General features: G+C 32.4%; 17 protein-coding genes and 3 tRNA genes. 10 read left to right on the top strand and 10 right to left on the bottom strand.

Annotation, left to right across the window (positions count from 1 at the left end):
- Positions 1 to 49 precede the first annotated feature (49 nt).
- On the bottom strand, positions 50 to 1,003 hold the full coding sequence (locus Q0C22_RS09185; protein ID WP_291494019.1) for a hypothetical protein: 954 nt from the start codon (positions 1,001 to 1,003) through the stop codon (positions 50 to 52).
- A gap of 172 nt (positions 1,004 to 1,175) precedes the next feature.
- Between Q0C22_RS09185 and Q0C22_RS09180 the strand changes: the two genes are divergently transcribed.
- Positions 1,176 to 1,373 (top strand): MotE family protein, encoded by a 198-nt coding sequence (locus Q0C22_RS09180; RefSeq protein WP_367172141.1) that lies wholly within the window; start codon positions 1,176 to 1,178, stop codon positions 1,371 to 1,373.
- Here Q0C22_RS09180 and Q0C22_RS09175 read toward each other — a convergent pair.
- Positions 1,367 to 2,527 (bottom strand): MFS transporter, encoded by a 1,161-nt coding sequence (locus Q0C22_RS09175; RefSeq protein ID WP_291494017.1) that lies wholly within the window; start codon positions 2,525 to 2,527, stop codon positions 1,367 to 1,369. The genes Q0C22_RS09180 and Q0C22_RS09175 overlap by 7 nt on opposite strands.
- Before the next feature lie 139 nt (positions 2,528 to 2,666).
- Between Q0C22_RS09175 and Q0C22_RS09170 the strand changes: the two genes are divergently transcribed.
- From Q0C22_RS09170 to Q0C22_RS09135, 8 genes are all read left to right on the top strand, one after another.
- Positions 2,667 to 3,110 (top strand): NAD(P)H-dependent oxidoreductase subunit E, encoded by a 444-nt coding sequence (locus Q0C22_RS09170; protein WP_291494015.1) that lies wholly within the window; start codon positions 2,667 to 2,669, stop codon positions 3,108 to 3,110.
- Positions 3,107 to 4,573 carry an NADH-ubiquinone oxidoreductase-F iron-sulfur binding region domain-containing protein gene (locus tag Q0C22_RS09165; protein ID WP_291494013.1) on the top strand — a complete coding sequence of 489 codons (1,467 nt, stop codon included), beginning with the start codon at positions 3,107 to 3,109 and terminating at the stop codon, positions 4,571 to 4,573. Before Q0C22_RS09170 ends, Q0C22_RS09165 begins: the two co-directional genes overlap by 4 nt.
- Positions 4,570 to 7,479, top strand: coding sequence for a formate dehydrogenase subunit alpha (gene fdhF / locus Q0C22_RS09160; RefSeq protein ID WP_291494008.1), 2,910 nt, complete (start codon positions 4,570 to 4,572; stop codon positions 7,477 to 7,479). The genes Q0C22_RS09165 and fdhF overlap by 4 nt, the downstream gene beginning before the upstream one ends.
- A 24-nt stretch (positions 7,480 to 7,503) precedes the next feature.
- Positions 7,504 to 8,277, top strand: a complete 774-nt coding sequence (locus Q0C22_RS09155) for an enoyl-CoA hydratase-related protein (RefSeq protein WP_025392495.1) — start codon at positions 7,504 to 7,506, stop codon at positions 8,275 to 8,277.
- A 64-nt stretch (positions 8,278 to 8,341) separates the two neighbouring features.
- Positions 8,342 to 8,417: transfer RNA gene (locus Q0C22_RS09150), tRNA-Phe, on the top strand.
- Positions 8,418 to 8,534: 117 nt separating this feature from the next.
- Entirely contained in the window at positions 8,535 to 8,951 is a 417-nt protein-coding gene (locus Q0C22_RS09145; protein ID WP_291494004.1) for a hypothetical protein, read from the top strand.
- A complete protein-coding gene (locus Q0C22_RS09140; RefSeq protein ID WP_291494021.1) occupies positions 8,951 to 9,286 on the top strand; it encodes a transposase in 336 nt (111 codons plus the stop codon). Before Q0C22_RS09145 ends, Q0C22_RS09140 begins: the two co-directional genes overlap by 1 nt.
- 76 nt (positions 9,287 to 9,362) lie before the next feature.
- Entirely contained in the window at positions 9,363 to 9,548 is a 186-nt protein-coding gene (locus Q0C22_RS09135) for a hypothetical protein (RefSeq protein WP_367172140.1), read from the top strand.
- Positions 9,549 to 9,623: 75 nt separating this feature from the next.
- On the opposite strand, the gene Q0C22_RS09130 is transcribed toward Q0C22_RS09135, so the two are convergent.
- Positions 9,624 to 9,699 (bottom strand) — tRNA-Asn (locus Q0C22_RS09130).
- A gap of 120 nt (positions 9,700 to 9,819) precedes the next feature.
- Here Q0C22_RS09130 and ppdK point away from each other — a divergent pair.
- A complete protein-coding gene (gene ppdK / locus Q0C22_RS09125) occupies positions 9,820 to 12,462 on the top strand; it encodes a pyruvate, phosphate dikinase (protein ID WP_291494002.1) in 2,643 nt (880 codons plus the stop codon).
- On the opposite strand, the gene Q0C22_RS09120 is transcribed toward ppdK, so the two are convergent.
- The 7 genes from Q0C22_RS09120 to Q0C22_RS09090 all read right to left on the bottom strand — a co-directional run.
- Complete coding sequence (locus Q0C22_RS09120) at positions 12,459 to 13,610, bottom strand: MFS transporter (RefSeq protein ID WP_291494000.1); 1,152 nt, start codon at positions 13,608 to 13,610, stop codon at positions 12,459 to 12,461. The two genes, ppdK and Q0C22_RS09120, sit on opposite strands and share 4 nt — an antisense overlap.
- 103 nt (positions 13,611 to 13,713) lie before the next feature.
- Positions 13,714 to 13,789, bottom strand: a tRNA-Ala gene (locus Q0C22_RS09115).
- A gap of 21 nt (positions 13,790 to 13,810) precedes the next feature.
- The gene (locus Q0C22_RS09110; RefSeq protein ID WP_025392498.1) at positions 13,811 to 14,944 is read right to left on the bottom strand and encodes an MFS transporter; all 1,134 of its coding nucleotides are present in this window, start codon (positions 14,942 to 14,944) and stop codon (positions 13,811 to 13,813) included.
- Positions 14,945 to 15,508: an elongation factor P gene (gene efp, locus Q0C22_RS09105; RefSeq protein WP_025392499.1), complete on the bottom strand. Its 564-nt coding sequence runs from the start codon at positions 15,506 to 15,508 to the stop codon at positions 14,945 to 14,947.
- A 13-nt stretch (positions 15,509 to 15,521) separates the two neighbouring features.
- Entirely contained in the window at positions 15,522 to 16,571 is a 1,050-nt protein-coding gene (locus Q0C22_RS09100; protein WP_291493983.1) for a Xaa-Pro peptidase family protein, read from the bottom strand.
- A complete protein-coding gene (locus Q0C22_RS09095) occupies positions 16,568 to 17,989 on the bottom strand; it encodes a GGDEF domain-containing protein (RefSeq protein WP_291493982.1) in 1,422 nt (473 codons plus the stop codon). The genes Q0C22_RS09100 and Q0C22_RS09095 overlap by 4 nt, the downstream gene beginning before the upstream one ends.
- A 374-nt stretch (positions 17,990 to 18,363) precedes the next feature.
- The coding region (locus Q0C22_RS09090; protein ID WP_291493981.1) for a hypothetical protein at positions 18,364 to 18,552 on the bottom strand (189 nt) is incomplete at its 5' end.

Below are 18,552 nucleotides of genomic sequence, written 5' to 3'. Positions count from 1 at the left end.
CAAAATTCATCCCAAAGATTATTTTCCTTCGCCTTCATTCTTTCTCACCTCACGGATGCCCCGGATGCTCATTTTTAACTATTTTTTCTAATTCTTCTTTTCGTAAAATTTCAATCATTTCAGAAAAATAAGATAATATTGAGACAAATTCTCTATATGCTAAAAGAGCATCCTGATAAGTTACCTTGTATTTATCGCTATGTGGCCCAATATCCAATAAATACGAAATTTTACCGTAAATATCATCGATTCTCTCACTTTTGTTATTATGCTTAGGTTTTTGACCTATCGATCCCCTATCTATCAATTCCATAATTTTATTTTTATACGCATCATAAAAAGGCTTAAATGAATCTCTGGCAGCTCTTAAATCCCTAATAACATCTTCAGGGTCGCTTTTGTTATACAGTGCATCTTTAGCCTTTTCAATATGATCTATTACTTCATGAAAATTCTCTAATTTTGGACGATCAAATTCTATAATCCATTTTTCTGAATGGCCTAAATCCTCTAAAAATTTGATCCATTCTTTGGCTGATAATTTGTGAGTAATGTCTACCATAAAAATTCTATCTGATAAATCTCTTTTTATAGTATCAGGGTCTCTAATTTTAATTATATCTGAGTTACTTAAATAATTTAAAATTGGAAAAATTTCACCATAAAATCTAAAAGTCAAGTTAATATCATCACTTCTTTTAGATTCTATGTAATTCAATGTATCAGCATCTATTTTAAAATCTACATGTAAAGAAAGATAATTAGCAGGGATCGCCCATTTCATAATCTTTTTAATATTTCCCAAAGGAATAATAAAATATGCATTATTGCTGTAAAGAATTTCTTTATCATCAATTATAAGCGAAAATAAGTCTGGTTTTATTAAATAGTAAATTTGTTCTGGATTAGGCTGATTGGATGAACCATATCTTCCTGGTTCAATAGTTACTCCTAATTCTAAGGAAAAAAGGCCAAGGGGAAGTTTATTTGTTGCTTTAACCAATATATTATCCTTCTCAATAAACATTTTACTGAACTTAGTAAAGATATTGAAATCATTTTTCTTTCACCTTAAGTTATAAACTTTGTTTCTCAGACTATTTAAACATGGAAAAACAAATATTTATCTTTTATTTTATAATGTATTAACTCAATTTTATTTGTTTCATTAAAAAATTCAAAAGTTAGCAACAATATATGCTCAAGCAAAACCTTCAGCAGCAGCTCAGGAATTATCAAACATGGACCCACAAATAGCAGCAGAAATTTTAACATACATGCAATCACGACAAGCAGGTGCAATAATTTCAAAAATGGATCCAAAAACAGCTGCAAATATATTTAGCTTATACTTGAAATCAAAGCATCAGTAAGTATTTTTTCTAAATTGAAAAATACTTGCCAACCCTATTAAAAGTATAAAAATAAGCAATGCACTAAAGGAATGCCACCCAAATTGTTTGTATACAAAACCTGGAGCATAGGAACCAATAACACCTCCACTATAATATGAAGCTATATATATACCATTTACTATACCTTTTTTATCCTTTGCTAATTTATTTAAAAAGCCACTTGCCACAGAGTGTATCAAAAACATACCACCGCAAAAAATAAACATACCGCCAAAAATAATGTAGATATTTGGTATATTTAAAATCAAGATAGCACCAATGTATACAAGAAAACCAAATATCATAGCTTTTATTTGGCTACCAAAAATTTTAACAAACTTTGTAGCCAAAAAAGACACAAATATACCCATTAAGTAACCGCTATAGGCAAGTCCTATTGTAATCTCAGAGCTGCTTTTATCTATACTTTCAATTCTAAATGGCAAAAAGTTTGTCAAAGCAGCAAAAACAAAAAACATACAAAAAACCGCCATATAAACAAAAAAGTAAAGTTTATTTTTTACTACAGATAAATAACCCTTAAAAAGACTTTCATACTTTACCACATCAGGACCTACTACATTTTTTATATCTTCAACAAGATATAAAGCTAATAATGCACCAATCATAAAACTAAGTGTAACAAAATAAAAACTAAACCTCCAGGACAAATAATAAGCAATAATACCGGATATTAACCTACCTGAAAAACCACCCATAATGGTTACCGCAATGTAGTATGACATGTATAGCGCTACTTTGTCAGTTTCCACACTTAAAGATATATAAGTCATATTTGATGTAAGAACGGCAGATATTAAAAAACCTTCAATCAATCTTAAAAAAATTATCAAATATATGCTCTGTGAAATTGATATAAAAAGGTTTACAAAAACAAGAATAATCAAAGATATTAAAATTAATTTTTTTGGTGTAAAAAAAGATAAAATATAACCATATACAATCGGAACGATCGCCAAAGGAAGTAAAGCCACGCTAATAATTAAAGATACAGTATTCATGTTGCAATCAAAATATCTGCTGATTTCTGGCAAAAGTGGCTGTGGCACATATATTGCGCCAATTGTAATAATGGTTATATACATCAAAACAAAAAAAGCTTTGGAACTCATATTTTTATCATAAGCAAATACCGTATTTAATCAAGTTTTAAATCACAATTTCATATTTATTTAATCTTATAATGTACTGTTGAATTTAACAATTAAATTATATATAATATAATTGCTATGTTTAATTAGGAGGATTAATATGAACAATACTGAAGAATTCAAATTAAAAGAAACAGGAAAACTACTTAATACTTTGCGTTCTATTCAAGATAATCTTGGTTACATACCACAAAAGTCAATTAATGAATTATGTAAATCTTTTAACTTATCTTATGCAGAGTTGTATGGTTTTGTAACATTTTATAAAGATTTTCGCCTGGAACCAAAAACATACAAACATCATATAAGGGTATGCCAGGCAGAAAGCTGTCAGGCAAAAAATGTTAAAGATATTGTTGAATACATAAAAACTACATTAAATTTAAATATAGGCGAGCACAATGAAGATTTCTTTTTAGATAGTGTTTATTGTCTTGGAAATTGCCCACGTTCACCTTCTGTTATGATTGACGGTATAGTATATGGTGATATGAATAAGGAAAAGTTTGATAATATATTGACACAATTAAAGAGGAATATATGAATATTTATATATCTTTGGATACCTGCGCTCAATCCGTTGGTTCATTTGAAATTTTCGAAAAATTAAAAGGTATAAATAACCCAACATTCACTCTCAACAAGCGTTCAACACGTGCATTAATGTGGCTTGAACCACTTTTGGAAATTGAGCAGGATAATAAACAAATTGCAATTACAAATGTAGAAAATATTGATATTGAAAATATTTTAAAAAATCCACTTAATTCAAAAAATCTTATAGATAATATAGACAATCAACCTTATCTAAAAAATCAACATAGAGTAATATTTAAAAATTTAGGCAAAAACGACCCAACAAGTATTGAAGATTATAAAAAACTTGGAGGGTTTAGGGCTTTAGAAACAGTTTTAAAAATGGAGTCAAAAGATGTTATCGAAAAAATAAAGATTGCGGATATTAGAGGCAGAGGTGGTGCATTTTTTCCTGCCTATATAAAATGGCAAACAGTGTTAAGCATACAATCCGATATAAAATACGTTATATGCAATGCTGATGAAGGTGATTCTGGTTCTTTTGCAGATAGATTAATTATGGAAAACGATCCATTTAGTTTAATTGAAGCTATGATAATAGCTGGAATAACAGTTAATGCAAAAGAAGGTATTGTATATTTAAGGTCAGAATATCCTAATGCAAAAAAAATTCTTCAAAAAGCTATTGATATTGCTTATCAGAATAATTACCTGGGTAAAAACGATAGTTACGAATTTGATTTATATATTGTAACTGGCGGTGGCGCCTATGTTTGTGGAGAAGAAACAGCTCTGATTGAGAGTCTTGAAAATAAAAGAGGCCTTGTACGCCCTCGTCCCCCACTACCAGCTATAAGCGGTCTTTTTAATAAACCCACACTGATTAACAATGTATTAAGCTTTATTGATATTGTAAGGTTATTTGAAGGCTCAAGAGATATGCATACCACGCCACTTCAATTAAGCGGCGCAGTAAAAAGGAGCGGTTTGTTTGAAGTTGCAAATGATATAACCATAGAAGAATTAATAAGCAAATTCGCAGACACACCCATAGATGATATTAAAGCTGTTCAAATTGGTGGTCCACTTGGGGCATTTGTGCCCAAAGAAAAATTTTATTTAAAATTAAACAATGATGAGCTAAGCAAAGAAGGTTTTATATTAGGTCATGCAAGCGTAGTAGCGTTTAATAAAAACACAAACATGAAAGATATATTGCTCAATTTAATCGATTTTTACATACATGAGTCATGTGGAAAATGTACACCTTGCAGAATTGGTCAGGTAAGATTAAAAGAAATTCTAACCAATTTAAACCAAAACACACAATCAAAGTTAATTCTTCTGTATGATTTGCTGGATACGCTAAAAGAAGCATCTTTATGTGGACTTGGGGGATTAACACATTTAAGTGTGTTAAGCATTCTAAAATTTTTTGGCAATGATTTTGGTATAGGAGATATACAATGAATGAAATAAACTTAGTTATAGATAGCAAAAAAGTTAAAGCTTTTGAAGGTCAAACAATACTGGAAGCAGCCAGAAATACCGGTATAAAAATTCCGACACTTTGTGCTTTTGAACATTTAAAACCTTACGGCTCATGCAGATTATGTATTGTTGAGATAGAAGGCAAAAAAGGATTTTCTGCAAGTTGTACAACATTAGCCCAAGATGGCATGGTTGTTTGTACTCAATCAGAAAAAATTAACAAAATTAGGAGAAATATATTAGAACTTTATTTAAGCGAACACAACTTTGATTGCACAACCTGCCCAAATAATTTAAGATGCGAGCTTCAAGAAGCTGCAAGTCTAGTTGGCATAAGAGATGTAAGATTTAATACAAAAACACATATAAAAAGCTACAAAGATAGTTCAAATCCTTATTTTGAGTTTGACTCATCAAAATGCATAATGTGTGCAAGGTGCGTGAGGGCTTGCGATGAAATTCAAGGCAATTTCGCTCTAACAATACTATCAAGAGGATATGATTCGCATATTAAGCCAGGTATTAACGATTTTATCAATTCAGAGTGCGTATCGTGTGGTGCATGCGTAAAGGCTTGTCCAACGGGTGCTTTAATTGAAAAAAACGTTATTTCTTTAGGCGCTGGAGACCACTTTACAAAAACTACATGCGGTTTTTGTGGTGTTGGCTGTCATGTAATTGTTGAATCAAAAGCAAATACAATAGTGAATATCGTTGGAGACGATAAAGGTCCAAATGAAGGCCATTTGTGCGTAAAAGGCAGGTTTGCTTGGGAATTTGTAAATTCAAGTGAGCGCATAAAAAAACCACTTATAAGAGAAAAAATAACCGATGATTTTAAAGAAACTTCGCTGGAAGAAGCGCTTGATTTTGCTGCCTGGAAATTTAAGAATATTAAAGAAAAATACTCAAAATATGCACTTGCTGCCCTTGCCTCTTCAAGATGCACAAACGAAGAAGTTTTTTTGGTTCAAAAATTAGCCAGATGTGCATTTGAAAACAACAATATTGATAATTGTGCCAGAGTATGCCATATGCCAACCGGTTTTGCGCTTGGCTCAGCATTTGGAACCGGTGCTGGCACAGCAGATATTGAATCTCTAAAAAAAGCCGAATGCATAATGGTGGTAGGATCAAATACAACACATGCACACCCTGTGGTTGGCTCATTGATCAGACAACTTGCAATATCAGGTAAAAAACTTATAGTTATTGATCCAAGAGGAATAGATTTAGCAAAACAACCTCATATAAAAGCTCTCCACCTGCAACCATACCCAGGTACAAATATTGCTTTATTAAATTCAATAGCTCATGTAATTGTGAAAGAAAATCTGTATGATAAAGATTTCATAGAAAACAAATGCGATATAGATTCTTTCAAATTATGGCTGGATTTCATATCAAGTGACGAATACAATCCAACTAATGTATCAAAAATAGCAGGTGTAGATAGCCATTTAATTGAAAAAGCAGCCAGAGAATTTGCCACTTCAAAAAAAGCTACAATTGTTTACGGTCTTGGAGTAACTGAACATACATTTGGCTCAAGCGGTGTTTTTTGTTTAACTAACCTTGCAATGTTGTGTGGCTTTATAGGAAAAGAAGGCTGTGGTGTTTCGCCATTAAGAGGCCAAAATAATGTTCAAGGCGCTTCTGATATGGGTGCTTTTCCCAATGTATTTACCTTTTATAGGCATATAAGCGACGAACAAACACGCAAAACATTTGAATCCGTATGGAAAAAGACACTTGATACAAACGTTGGCTTTACTATACCTCAAATGTTTAAAGCAGCAATTGATGGTAGACTCAAAGGTATGTATATTGTAGGAGAAGATGTCTTCCAAACTGATCCAAACACTTACCATATCAAACAGGCATTGAGTTCTTTAGAATTTCTTGTAGTGCAAGAATTATTTTTAAGCCCAACTACACAATTTGCTCATGTGGTGTTGCCAGGTTCATCGTATTTAGAAAAAAATGGCACATTCACAAACTGGGAAAGACGGGTCTCAAAAGTTAACAAAGTTATAGAACCACTAAGCGGCATTGATGAGTATAAAATCATCACTGAGCTTTCAAAAAAACTTGGCTATACTATGGATTACAATAACGAAGAAGAAATATTCAACGAAATTGCTCTACTTAGTCCACAATTTAGTACTTTAACTTATGAGAAACTACAAAATTACGGCTCGCTATTGTGGCCAGTTGATAGTAAAAATCAAAAAGGCACACGTATACTTCACACAGAAGAATTTTTAAACAAAAAAGGCAAATTTTTCATAACCAATTATGTAGCAAACCAATTGCCAAACGATACCTACCCTTTTATATTGACAACTGGCAGGAACCTATTCCATTACAATTCAAGCAACCAAACACGCAAAACTAAAAATGTTGCTTTTTATGATGCTGATTACCTTGAAATTAACGAAAAAGATGCTACCAAGCTCAATATATCAAATAATGATTTGGTTGAAGTCAAAAGCGAAAGCGCAAAAATCACATTAAAAGCAAAAGTTACAGATAAAATAAAGCCTGGTGTTTTATTTACTACGTTCCATTTTACACAACCAAAGACAAATGCCTTATTGTCGCAAAATACAGATTGGGCTACGGATACACCAGAATATAAATTTATGCTTGTAAATATTAAAAAAGCAGATAAAGAAACATACGAGATAAATCAAACTAAAAATCCAGGCATTTTGGAACAATACATAAAGATTTTTAAATTTTTTGAAAAATATCCACAAGAAACAAGAACCCAGCTAATAGTAAATCACATAAAGAAAAATTGGGACACGGATAAAATTAATACATTGAAAACAATTGAACCAATTGATTATCAACTAAAACAGGTAATAGAAAGAGTTTAAAAAATTATCGATAGGAGGAATTTAATGAGTGAGATTCTAACATCCAAAGAAGGTAAAATCGGCTTTATCACACTTAATAGGCCTGAAAACTGGAATACTTTTAATGTAGCCTTTGCAAGACAATTAAATGATGCACTTGTAAACTTTGATAATGATGAAAATGTGGCTGTTGTAATTATCAAAGCAAATGGAAAAAATTTTTCTGTGGGTATTGAGCTTGAAGAATTCAGAAAGGGAAGGTCACATAAAGAATACAGGGAATTCATAAAACTAATGGATGAGCATAATCATACAATTGCAAATATGAAAAAACCAGTAATTGCTCAGGTTCATGGTTATGCGCTTGCAAATGGCGCAGGACTTGTTTTTGCGTGTGATTTAGCTGTTGCTGCAAAAAGCGCAAAATTTGGCACAACAGCTATAAATGTAGGTTTGATTTGCCTTGGTCCAGCTGTACCATTAACAAGGCTTGTTGGCAGAAAAAGAGCCCTTGAAATGGTTTTAACTGGTGAAATTATATCAGCCCAGCAGGCACTTGAGTTTGGTCTTATAAATCGTGTTGTAGATGATGAAAAATTAGAAGAAGCAACACTTGAGCTTGCAAATACACTTGCCAGCAAAAGCCCCCTTGCGTTAGAAATTGGCAAAACCGGCATATACAAAATGAGCGATCTTGAGTACCACAAAGCAGCAGACTATATGAGCGAGCTATTTGCAAGTTTGGCTGCTACAGAAGATGCTGTTGAAGGTGTTAATGCATTTATTGAAAAAAGACAGCCTAATTTTAAGAAAAGATAACTTTTATCGTTTTAGATTTTTTGAGTTGACAACTAAAGATTTTTTTTTATACTAATAATTGCGTGCCGAGATAGCTCAGTCGGTAGAGCAAGGGACTGAAAATCCCTGTGTCCGTGGTTCGATTCCACGTCTCGGCACCATCATTTTCCTTTAAAAATCCTATTTAAAAAGCAATTATTTAATAAAACATATTACTTAGTAGTCCCCATAATATATTATACTATTGACTTCTGTCTTTTTTGTGTATAAAACATTTTATGTTTGTTAAGCCAATTAAGAAAAAGAACCCTAGTTCAGATAAAGTATACACTTACTACAGACTAATGGAAAGCTACAGAACACCAAGTGGCCCAAGACAAAGGAAAATAATAGATCTTGGTGCTTTAGAAGAAATTGATCCAAAAGATCATAAAAAACTTGCAGACTTAATAGAAGACAGATTAAAAGGAAAAGAAAGTCTATTTAGATTAGATCCAGTTTTGGAAAAGGCCCGATTATTTTGCCAGCCTTATAATAAACAAGGATTTATCTGGCCAAAAAGCAAGAAGACTTATTTTCTCAAAAAAAACACTTTAATACTTTACGATCTAACAAACACCTACTTTGAAGGCTCAGGTAAAGCCCAAAAGCATCCTATAGCTATTCCAAAGAAAAGCTTAGCCTTGGGCTTGTAATAGACCACCTTGGCTTTGTAAAGCATACTCATGTATTTGAAGGTAATGTGTCTGAAAGCAAAACACTTAAATCCATACTGGAAACTATATCTAAATACTTAACAGATAGACCTACTATAGCGCTAGATGCAGGTATTGCCACTAAAGACAACTTAGAGCTTATAAGGCAGTATGGTTTTGACTATATATGCGTTGCAAGAAACAAAAACTCATTTTCAGACTTGGACTTTGAAGAAGAAAAACTATTGAATGAGAATACAACGCTATCTTTTTCTAAAACTGACAAAGAATCCATACTGTATTTGCAAAGCAAAAAGCAAAAGAAGAATCAATGAAGTCTAAAGCCCAGCAAGCTTTTGAGAAGAAGCTAAACTCTATAATAGAAAACTAAAAAAACTCAATGAACGATTTTTGGGCTCCTACTATATAAGAACAAGCAGAACAGACTTAGACGAAAAACAGATAAAAGACCTATACTCAATGCTTACCAGAGTAGAAGAATCCTTTAGAAGCCTAAAAAGCGAACTAGGCTTAAGGCCAAATTTCCATCAGAGGCAAAAAAGGATAGAAACCCATATATTTATAACAACTTTATAAATAATGCTTCCGTGTTATATCGATAGATTACAGTCTTAAATATACAGCTAACAAAGATATGCACACAAAAAAATTTGGCTCCTCCGGAGGGACTCGAACCCCCGACCCGCTGGTTAACAGCCAGCTGCTCTACCGACTGAGCTACAGAGGAGCAACACTTTTGTATAATATTACAATAAATTTTTTTTGTCAAGTATTAAAAAACTTGACATTGAATTCCTAATAATTTATTTTCAAAATAACACGGTGCTTTTCAAATAGGAGGCTATATATGAAATTTGTGTATTTTTTTGGTAATGGGTTTGCAGAAGGAAATGGTTCAATGAAAGACATTTTAGGAGGAAAAGGCGCAGGATTGGCTGAAATGGCTCTTGCTAAAATCCCTGTGCCACCAGGTTTTACAATCAGTGCAGAAGTGTGTGATTATTACTACAAAAACAACAAAACATACCCTCCTAACTTAAAAGAAGAAGTAGAACAAAATCTAAAACGCTTAGAAGAAGCAACGGGTAAAAAATTTGGCGACAAAAACAATCCTCTTCTTGTATCTGTGCGATCTGGTGCAAAAATTTCCATGCCTGGTATGATGGACACAATACTCAATTTGGGTTTAAATGACGAAACTGTTATTGGATTAGCCAAATCTACAAACAATGAGCGTTTTGCGCTTGATTCATACAGAAGATTCATACAAATGTTTGGCGATGTAGCTGTTGGCATAGATAAAGAATTATTTGAAGATAAAATTAAAGAAATAAAGAAAAAAGAAAATGTAAAATTTGACCACGAAATAAGCATTGAAGGCTTAAAATGGCTAATTAAAGAGTACAAAAAAATTTATGATTTAGCCGGCAAATCGTTCCCGCAAGACCCATTCAAACAGCTTTGGATAGCAATAGATGCAGTATTTAACTCATGGATGAACAAAAGAGCCATTGACTACAGGCGCATAAACAAAATTAAAGACAGTGATTTGCTTGGTACAGCAGTAAGCGTTGTAAGCATGGTTTTTGGCAATATGGGAGACGACAGCGGCACTGGGGTTGCGTTTACAAGAGATCCATCAACTGGAGAAAAAAAACGATACGGCGAATTTTTGGTAAATGCGCAGGGCGAAGATGTGGTTGCAGGTATCAGAAACCCCTACCCTCTTGAACAATTAAAGCAAATCTCGCAAGAAGCCTACGATGAGCTATTAAAAATATTTGATATACTTGAAGCGCATTACAAAGATATGCAGGATGTAGAATTTACTGTTGAGCGAAAAAAATTATACATGTTGCAAACACGCTCTGCCAAAAGAACTGCAAAAGCAGCTGTTAAAGTTGCAAAAGATATGGTAGAAGAAGGTTTAATTACAAAAGAAGAAGCCATTTCAAGAATCAGCACAGACCAAATAGACCAGCTTTTGCATCCTTCATTTGATGAAAAAGCAAAAAAATCAGCCAAACTTATAGCAAAAGGTCTTGGAGCATCACCCGGCGCGGCTTCTGGCAAAGTGGTATTTAACGCACAAAAAGCTGAAGAAATTGGGCAAAGCGAACCGGTAATCCTAGTTAGACACGAAACAAGCGCAGAAGATGTTGCAGGTATGGCTGCTTCGGCTGGTATTTTGACTGCACAGGGGGGCAGGACATCGCATGCGGCGGTTGTCGCACGTGGTATGGGCAAAAGCGCAGTGGTTGGCTGCGAAGAAATTTCCATTGATTACAAAAATTTGCAATTTAGCGCAAATGGCACTGTTGTTAAAGAATTAGACACAATAAGTATTGACGGCTCAACAGGCGAAGTCTTTTTGGGCGAGGTTAAGACCATAAAGCCATCTGGTTTAGATAAAGACCTATCACAAATTTTGCAATGGGCGGATGAGGTAAGCAGGATGTATGTTAGAGCAAATGCAGATACACCTCAAGATGCTAAGGTCGCGCTCGAATTTGGAGCAAAAGGCATTGGACTTTGCAGAACGGAGCACATGTTTTTTGCACCCGATAGGATAAACACTGTAAGAGAAATGATAGTTTCAAAAGATACACAAACTAGACAAAAAGCTTTAGATAAATTAATGCCAATGCAAAAAGAAGATTTTAAAGCTCTTTTTCGAACCATGAAAGGACTTGAAGTTACAATAAGACTTATTGACCCGCCCTTGCATGAATTTTTACCACAAACCGATAGCGCCATAGAAGAAGTGGCAAGAAATCTCAATATATCTGTAGCTGAATTAAAAGATACTATTAAAAACTTGCATGAATTTAACCCAATGCTTGGTCACCGTGGCTGCAGATTAACCATAACTTATCCAGAAATTGCTATAATGCAAACAAAAGCAATTATCCTAGCGACGCTTGAGCTAAAGCAAGAAGGCATTGAGTGCATACCAGAAATTATGATACCATTGGTAGGTATAGATGAAGAAATAAAGTACCTTAAAAATATTATAAAGCAAACAGCAGATGAGCTTATACATCAGAAAAATACATCGCTTACTTACCTGGTAGGTACAATGATAGAAATACCAAGAGCCTGTACTGTTGCAGATGAAATTGCAAAAGAAGCTGATTTTTTTTCATTTGGCACAAACGATTTAACACAAATGACATTTGGCTTTAGTCGCGATGATGCAGGCAGGTTTTTGTTTGATTATTTAGCAAAAGGCATACTAAAAGAAGATCCATTTAAAACAATAGATACAAAAGGCGTTGGAACACTAATGAAAATGGCTGTAGAAAAGGGTAAGATTGCAAACAAAAACTTAAGACTTGGCATTTGCGGAGAACACGGAGGCGACCCAGAATCTATTGAGTTTGTTCATTCAATTGGACTTGATTATGTAAGCTGTTCACCATACAGAGTACCGGTTGCAAGATTAGCCTGTGCACAGGCTACAATAAATAAAAAAGCCGATAAAGACTAAATAAATTTTGAAGATTTTAATTTTAATACAAGGAGGCTTAAAAATACAATAGCAAAAGGTAATAAAAGGTAAAAAAGCATTTTGATATTTATAAAGTTTAATATATAGCCAAATATAAGCGGTGTAAGCGTACCAATGATATTAACAGTAGAAAAAAAGTAACTGTTTGCTATGTTTCTTTGAGAAACATCAAAACCTCTTGATAAACTAATAAGGGATAAAACAAATGTAAAACCGTGTGGAAAACCAAGTATAAACAGCGAAACCGCAAAAATAAAAGGAGAATTTGAAATAATCATCAAAAAGATACCAACAATTGTTAAAATACCCGAAAATATCATATCGTGAAAAATCTTTTCTGGAGGTTTTATAACTAAATATAGCCTGCCTAAAAATGAAGATGTAAAAAATAAACTAAAGTAAAGATTTATAGTTGAGATATCCAAACCAAACACATCTTTTGCATAAATTCCTCCAAAAGCAATTAATGTTGCAAAAGGTATATTGTAAATCAATATACTAATTATTGCAGCCAAAAAGTAAGGGTTTTTTATAACCATTACTTTTTCTGCTTCCGCTTTTGACTCATCAGGAAATTGAATAAAAAAAGACATCAAAAAAGCAATAAAAGGAAAAATTGCAAATATCAAAAATGATTCCCTTAAATTTACAAATTTCAACAAAAAAGACTCTATAATAGGACCTATAATCAAAGAAGTACTAAGTGTTATTGTATATATAGCTATAATTCGCTCTCTTTTTAACCTATCCTCACAAAGGCCTGCTGCTGTAATAATATTAGGCATTAATGCACCTAGTGAAAAGCCTGCAATGCTAACTAAAAACCATATATTTACACTATTTGAATAGTAAAACATTATAAAGCTTGCAAAATACAAAAAAGCAGAAAATACAAAAAATTTTTTTCTCGATGAGCTTTTTAGTTTAGCGTTTAAAAAAGCACTAACTAAAAATGGAAATACACCAAAAAGCGAACTCAAAATACCAATTTGCCAGGTAGTGAAATTTAGATAGTATTTTCCAAGTAAAGGTACCATCGTAAAAAGCATATTATTGCTTGCCCTTAGGGCAAATGTCATTGAGATTATTATAAGAACAATAAAAATAAGATTAATCTTTTTTTTCATAAAAATATTTTATATCAAAATTAACTTTTTTCAAATACTTAGTATAAATTTTTTGCAAAACATTTTCGAAAAGTAGAATTAAAAAACTATAAAAAACCTATATTGGTGGACAGTAGGGGATTCGAACCCCCGACCTCATGCGTGCGAAGCATGCGCTCTCCCAACTGAGCTAACCGCCCCTGCCATTATCATTATTGTGTTTAATTTGATGAAATTGTCAAGTTTTGTTGTTTTGGCTTTACAAAAAATAAGAGCAAGGCACCGCTTATTGCAATTATTGAATTTATGCCAAATGCTATATTAAAACCAAAATTATCTATTAAAAAACCAATTAAAATTGGCGCAATAGAAGCCCCTACCATAACCATGGTATAGCTTACTGCAATGTTTGCATTCATTGATTTACCACCTACTTCTGCAGCTAATGCATGCCTTACAGGTATAGATACACTCGTGGCAAAACCAAGAAGAAAAAGTAAAATCAGATTTGGAAAAAATAAAAATAAAATCAAAAATACAGCCATAAGCGTATAACTTGCAAAAATTACTTCTTTTCTACCAAATTTATCGGATAATTTGCCACCAATAGGTTGAGCAATAATACCTGCAAGAAGCATAACACTAGCCATGAGGTTTGCATCTAGAATATTCTGGCCTTTATTGTAAAAGTAAGCAGGCAAAAATGCAGAAATGCCTCTTGAAAAAAATGGCGAAACCATAGCCACAAAACCCACAATTAACAATTCTTTTGAAAAAACATGCTTTAAAACTATATCGAGAGGTTTTTCTTCTTGTTTACAAAGCATTAAGATAATTACCATCAAAAAACCTGGTATGGCAACCAAAAGAAATGCTTTCAAACCAAATTTTGAAAGCAAATAACCCATGCTTACTGGTGCCAGAAAAAATCCAATAGCTCCACCAATACCATTTACACCAAGCGCCATACCTTTCTGATTTTTAAATACATTTGCAAGCAAACCCATACCTTGCGGATGATATATACTAAGTCCCACCCCAATAAGTAATGCTGCCAAAACCATAAGTAAAAAAGAGTTAGAAAAATAAAAAAGGATAAATGATAAGCTTAATATCAAAAAACCCAATTTTAAAGCTAAAACACGTTTAGCTTTTTTTTCTGCTAAATATGCAATATATGTTTGCAAAATTGCACTGACTATATAAGGGGTGCTAACAAGCACACCGCTTTGAATATAGCTTAGATGATAAGCAAATTTTAATATAGGTATAGCTGGAGGAATTAAAAGTGAATACCAATCGTTTACTAAATGCGACAGTGTAATTAAAGTTAGTGTCTTAATAGGTTTTGCCATTTATTTGTTGACTCTTTCTACATATTCTCCAGTACGTGTATCTATTCTTATTATATCACCTTCCTTAATAAAAAAAGGGACCTGTATGGTTGCATTCGTCTCTAAAACAGCAGGCTTTGTGCCAGTTGCTGCAGTATCGCCTTTAAAACCTGGTTCAGTTTCTATAACCTTCAATTCAACAAAATTTGGCAAAGATATACCAATTGGTAAGTTTTTGTAAAGTAATACAAAAACATCTTTGTTTTCCTGCAAAAACTTGGCTTCTTCTTCAATTACATCTTTTGGTATAACATATTCTTCATAGTTTGAATTATCCATAAAATGATAACCGTGTTCATCCTGGTACAAATACTGCATGGGTTTTTCTTCAACATCTGCTTTTGGTATTTTAACACCGGATTTAAAAGTTTTTTCAACAACGTTTAAAGTTTTCAAGTTCTTCAGTTTTACCCTTACAAATGCCTGACCTTTACCTGGCTTAATATGCTCGTAACTTATAATCTCGTATGGCTCATTATCTATCTCAACTTTAGAGCCTTTTTTAAATTCACTAGTGCTTAACATCAATTCCTCCTAATTAAATAATTTCCATAAATGGTGCATAACCTAATATTTCAACATCATTTTCTTTTACCAAAATAGTTTGTTCAATTCTAACTCCGTATTTTCCAGGTATATATATGCCTGGTTCAATGGTAAAAACCATATTTGGCACAATTAGCGTTTCGCTTGTAGAATCAATATAAGGTAACTCGTGTATATCAAGACCTACGCCATGTCCTGTAGAATGTATAAAATATTTATCAAGACCATATTTAGCAAGTTCATCTCTAACTCTTTTATCAATGTCTTTGGCACGTGTCCTGTTTGGTGCAATAAATTCTCTTGCAAAAGTTTGTGCATAAAACACAGCGTTGTAAAAATTCCTTTCTTCGTCTGTACGCTTTCCAACCAAAAAAGTGTATGTGCAATCACTATTGTAGCCGTCTACGCAAGCACCAAAGTCTATCATTAAAAAATCTCCATCTTCAATTTTTTTATCCGTTGGTCTGTGGTGGGGAAAGGAAGTATTTACGCCGCTTGCAACAATTGTTTCGAAAGCACTTTTTTGAGCCCCAAATTTAGTCATCTGATAATCAAGCTCGTCCTTAAGTTCTTTTTCACTAACACCTATTTTAATCATTGGATAAACTTTTGTAAAGGCATTTCGAGCTACTATAGCGGCTCTTTTTATTGCATTTATCTCGCTTTGTTCTTTTATCATTCTAACTTGCTTGGAAACATCGGTTGCATCTTTTATTTCAAAGTTTTTGAGTAACGTTTGGTAACTAAAAGCACTTGTGCTTTTTAAATCAAGTGCGATGGAGTGAATCTTATTTTCAATTAAAAACTCTTCAAGTCTTTTAATACCTTGAGTAATTTGGATAACATCGGCTTTTGGTTTTTTGTTAACAATGTAATCGTAAGAAAGTTTATTTGCAAATATAAATGCTTTTTTGTCAATAATTAATAAAATACCATCCCCATCAACACCCGTAAAATAAAGTACATCTGATTTATCAAACGAAATGAAACAATCCGCACCAAGCTCGTTTAATTTGTTATTAATTTTCTCAATTCTTGTCATAATATCTCCTTTACTGTTGAATTTCTTGTTTTTTTTGCTTCATAGAGCATCTTGTCTGCACGTTCAATTAATGTTTCAATTGTATCTTCCTCTCTAAATTGGGCAACCCCCAAACTTACTGTTATATAAAACTCTTTATCCTTATACTTAAATTTTAATTTTTCTGTTGCTGTTCTGATTTTTTCAGCAAAAAGATAAGCTTGCTCCAGATTAGCTTCTGGGACAATTATCAAGAATTCTTCTCCGCCATATCTTGTTACAATATCAGAGCTACGAGATAAAGATTTAATTGTGTTTGCAAAAACTTCTAATACCTTATCCCCTACCTGATGGCCGTATGTGTTGTTAATTTCACTAAATTTATCCAGATCACACATTATAATTGATAAATTTTTCCTGTACCGCCTGGCTTTTTCTATTTCATGCTCAAGAAAATGCCACAAACCTCTTCTGTTATAAACTTTCGTCAACGGATCAATAATTAAATTTTCCTGAGCTTCTTTTAATTTTTCTTGCAATTGTTGAATTGTATTTTTTGATTTTTCAATTATCTCGCTGAGTTGTTTAATTTTATTATTCATGGATATTGTGCTTTCTTTGATTTTTAAGGCTATACCGATAAGTTTTTTACTTATTTCATCAACATCAATATTTTCAAGCCCAACAAGACTATCTATCTGATCAATATGTGTTTGAAATTCATCGCCATAGTTACTGATATCCTTTGTAAGTGTATTCATAACATACGTTAGTGCTTTTACTGCTTGTTTTAGTTTTTCTTGAAGTTGATTGAAATACTCTTCTTCAAGTTTTTCTTTTTTTTCAAATAATTTTTTTAAATTTTCTCTAACCGAAATTGTACTCAAAAGTGCACTATTAAAATACAATTCTTTCTTTAGTGCCAAAAGTTCCTGTTTATATTCAACAGCTTTATCAGATTCAACTGCAATATCCAGCGTAGAAAATATTATCTCCGCTAATTCTTTGTATACCGAATCTTTTGTATCTTTGGCAGAAAATATAAGATTTTTCAGTATTGTGTTAATATTTTCAAGAACACTCAATGTGATTTCTGTTTTTAATGATTCTTTTATATTCAAAAAACTTTCCTGCCAGTGTTTTGAAGAGTCATAATCCCTGGCAATTTGAGACAGAGCATTTATAATTGATTTAATTAAATAATCCTGTTGCTTTTTTTTATTATCAATGTAATCGCCATATTTTATAGAAAAATTCACTATGTTTTCTCGTATTTTATTCATGCCATTTTCATCTTTTATTTTTTTTATCATATCAATGTATTTTTCGATTGTTTCGTTTATATTTGGATCATCTGTTTTTAATAACCTTAAAGCATGAGTTGCTATATTTTTTAAACTATCTATATAAGATAAATTATTTTCTTTTTTAAAAAACACTTTTTAAAACCTTCATTGACACTTCAAATAAATAATGCTATCATTATATTACTTTTTTTAGGCGTTTTTGCAAGAAAAATGAGGATAGAATACATAGACAGAATGATACCGCCAATATATCTAAATTTTATAATATTGTTTATAAGAATAATATCTACAGTTGCTGCCGTACTTTGGTGTATATATAATTCAAGAACAAACGATATAATTTATTATATTTTTTTAGGCCTTATCTATATTTATATCCTGTTTTATATAATAAGAATAACTATTGATAGTAAATATTGTCATCTATTTTGCTTTTTAACATTTTTTGTAGACCAATTTGTAATAACATATTTTATGTATAATACAGGTGGTGTTCATAGTGTATTTTACAGTGGATATTTTGTTATTATATCTATTGCTTCAATACTTCTTGGGCTTTCGTATGGGCTTTTTCTTGCTCTTGTTGCGGGTATATTTATACTGTATCTGGGTATAACTATGTCATTCAATACATTGGATTTAATATACAAAATTATACCGCTTTTTATTATATCCTTGCCTTCTGGAATTATTAG

Source organism: Desulfurella sp. (genome assembly GCF_023256235.1).
Taxonomy (GTDB): Bacteria; Campylobacterota_A; Desulfurellia; order Desulfurellales; family Desulfurellaceae; genus Desulfurella.
Note: the sequence above shows the minus strand (reverse complement) of the source record. Positions and strands in the feature narration are given on the sequence as shown.

What these genes read in the sequence shown, in the direction of transcription:
- Q0C22_RS09175 (WP_291494017.1), bottom strand. Translation starts at nt 2,527, where the DNA reads ATGAGTTCCAAAGCTTTTTTTGTTTTGATGTATATAACCATTATTACA.
- Q0C22_RS09170 (WP_291494015.1), top strand. Translation starts at nt 2,667, where the DNA reads ATGAACAATACTGAAGAATTCAAATTAAAAGAAACAGGAAAACTACTT.
- Q0C22_RS09165 (WP_291494013.1), top strand. Translation starts at nt 3,107, where the DNA reads ATGAATATTTATATATCTTTGGATACCTGCGCTCAATCCGTTGGTTCA.
- fdhF (WP_291494008.1), top strand. Translation starts at nt 4,570, where the DNA reads ATGAATGAAATAAACTTAGTTATAGATAGCAAAAAAGTTAAAGCTTTT.
- Q0C22_RS09155 (WP_025392495.1), top strand. Translation starts at nt 7,504, where the DNA reads ATGAGTGAGATTCTAACATCCAAAGAAGGTAAAATCGGCTTTATCACA.
- Q0C22_RS09145 (WP_291494004.1), top strand. Translation starts at nt 8,535, where the DNA reads ATGTTTGTTAAGCCAATTAAGAAAAAGAACCCTAGTTCAGATAAAGTA.
- ppdK (WP_291494002.1), top strand. Translation starts at nt 9,820, where the DNA reads ATGAAATTTGTGTATTTTTTTGGTAATGGGTTTGCAGAAGGAAATGGT.
- Q0C22_RS09120 (WP_291494000.1), bottom strand. Translation starts at nt 13,610, where the DNA reads ATGAAAAAAAAGATTAATCTTATTTTTATTGTTCTTATAATAATCTCA.
- Q0C22_RS09110 (WP_025392498.1), bottom strand. Translation starts at nt 14,944, where the DNA reads ATGGCAAAACCTATTAAGACACTAACTTTAATTACACTGTCGCATTTA.
- efp (WP_025392499.1), bottom strand. Translation starts at nt 15,508, where the DNA reads ATGTTAAGCACTAGTGAATTTAAAAAAGGCTCTAAAGTTGAGATAGAT.
- Q0C22_RS09100 (WP_291493983.1), bottom strand. Translation starts at nt 16,571, where the DNA reads ATGACAAGAATTGAGAAAATTAATAACAAATTAAACGAGCTTGGTGCG.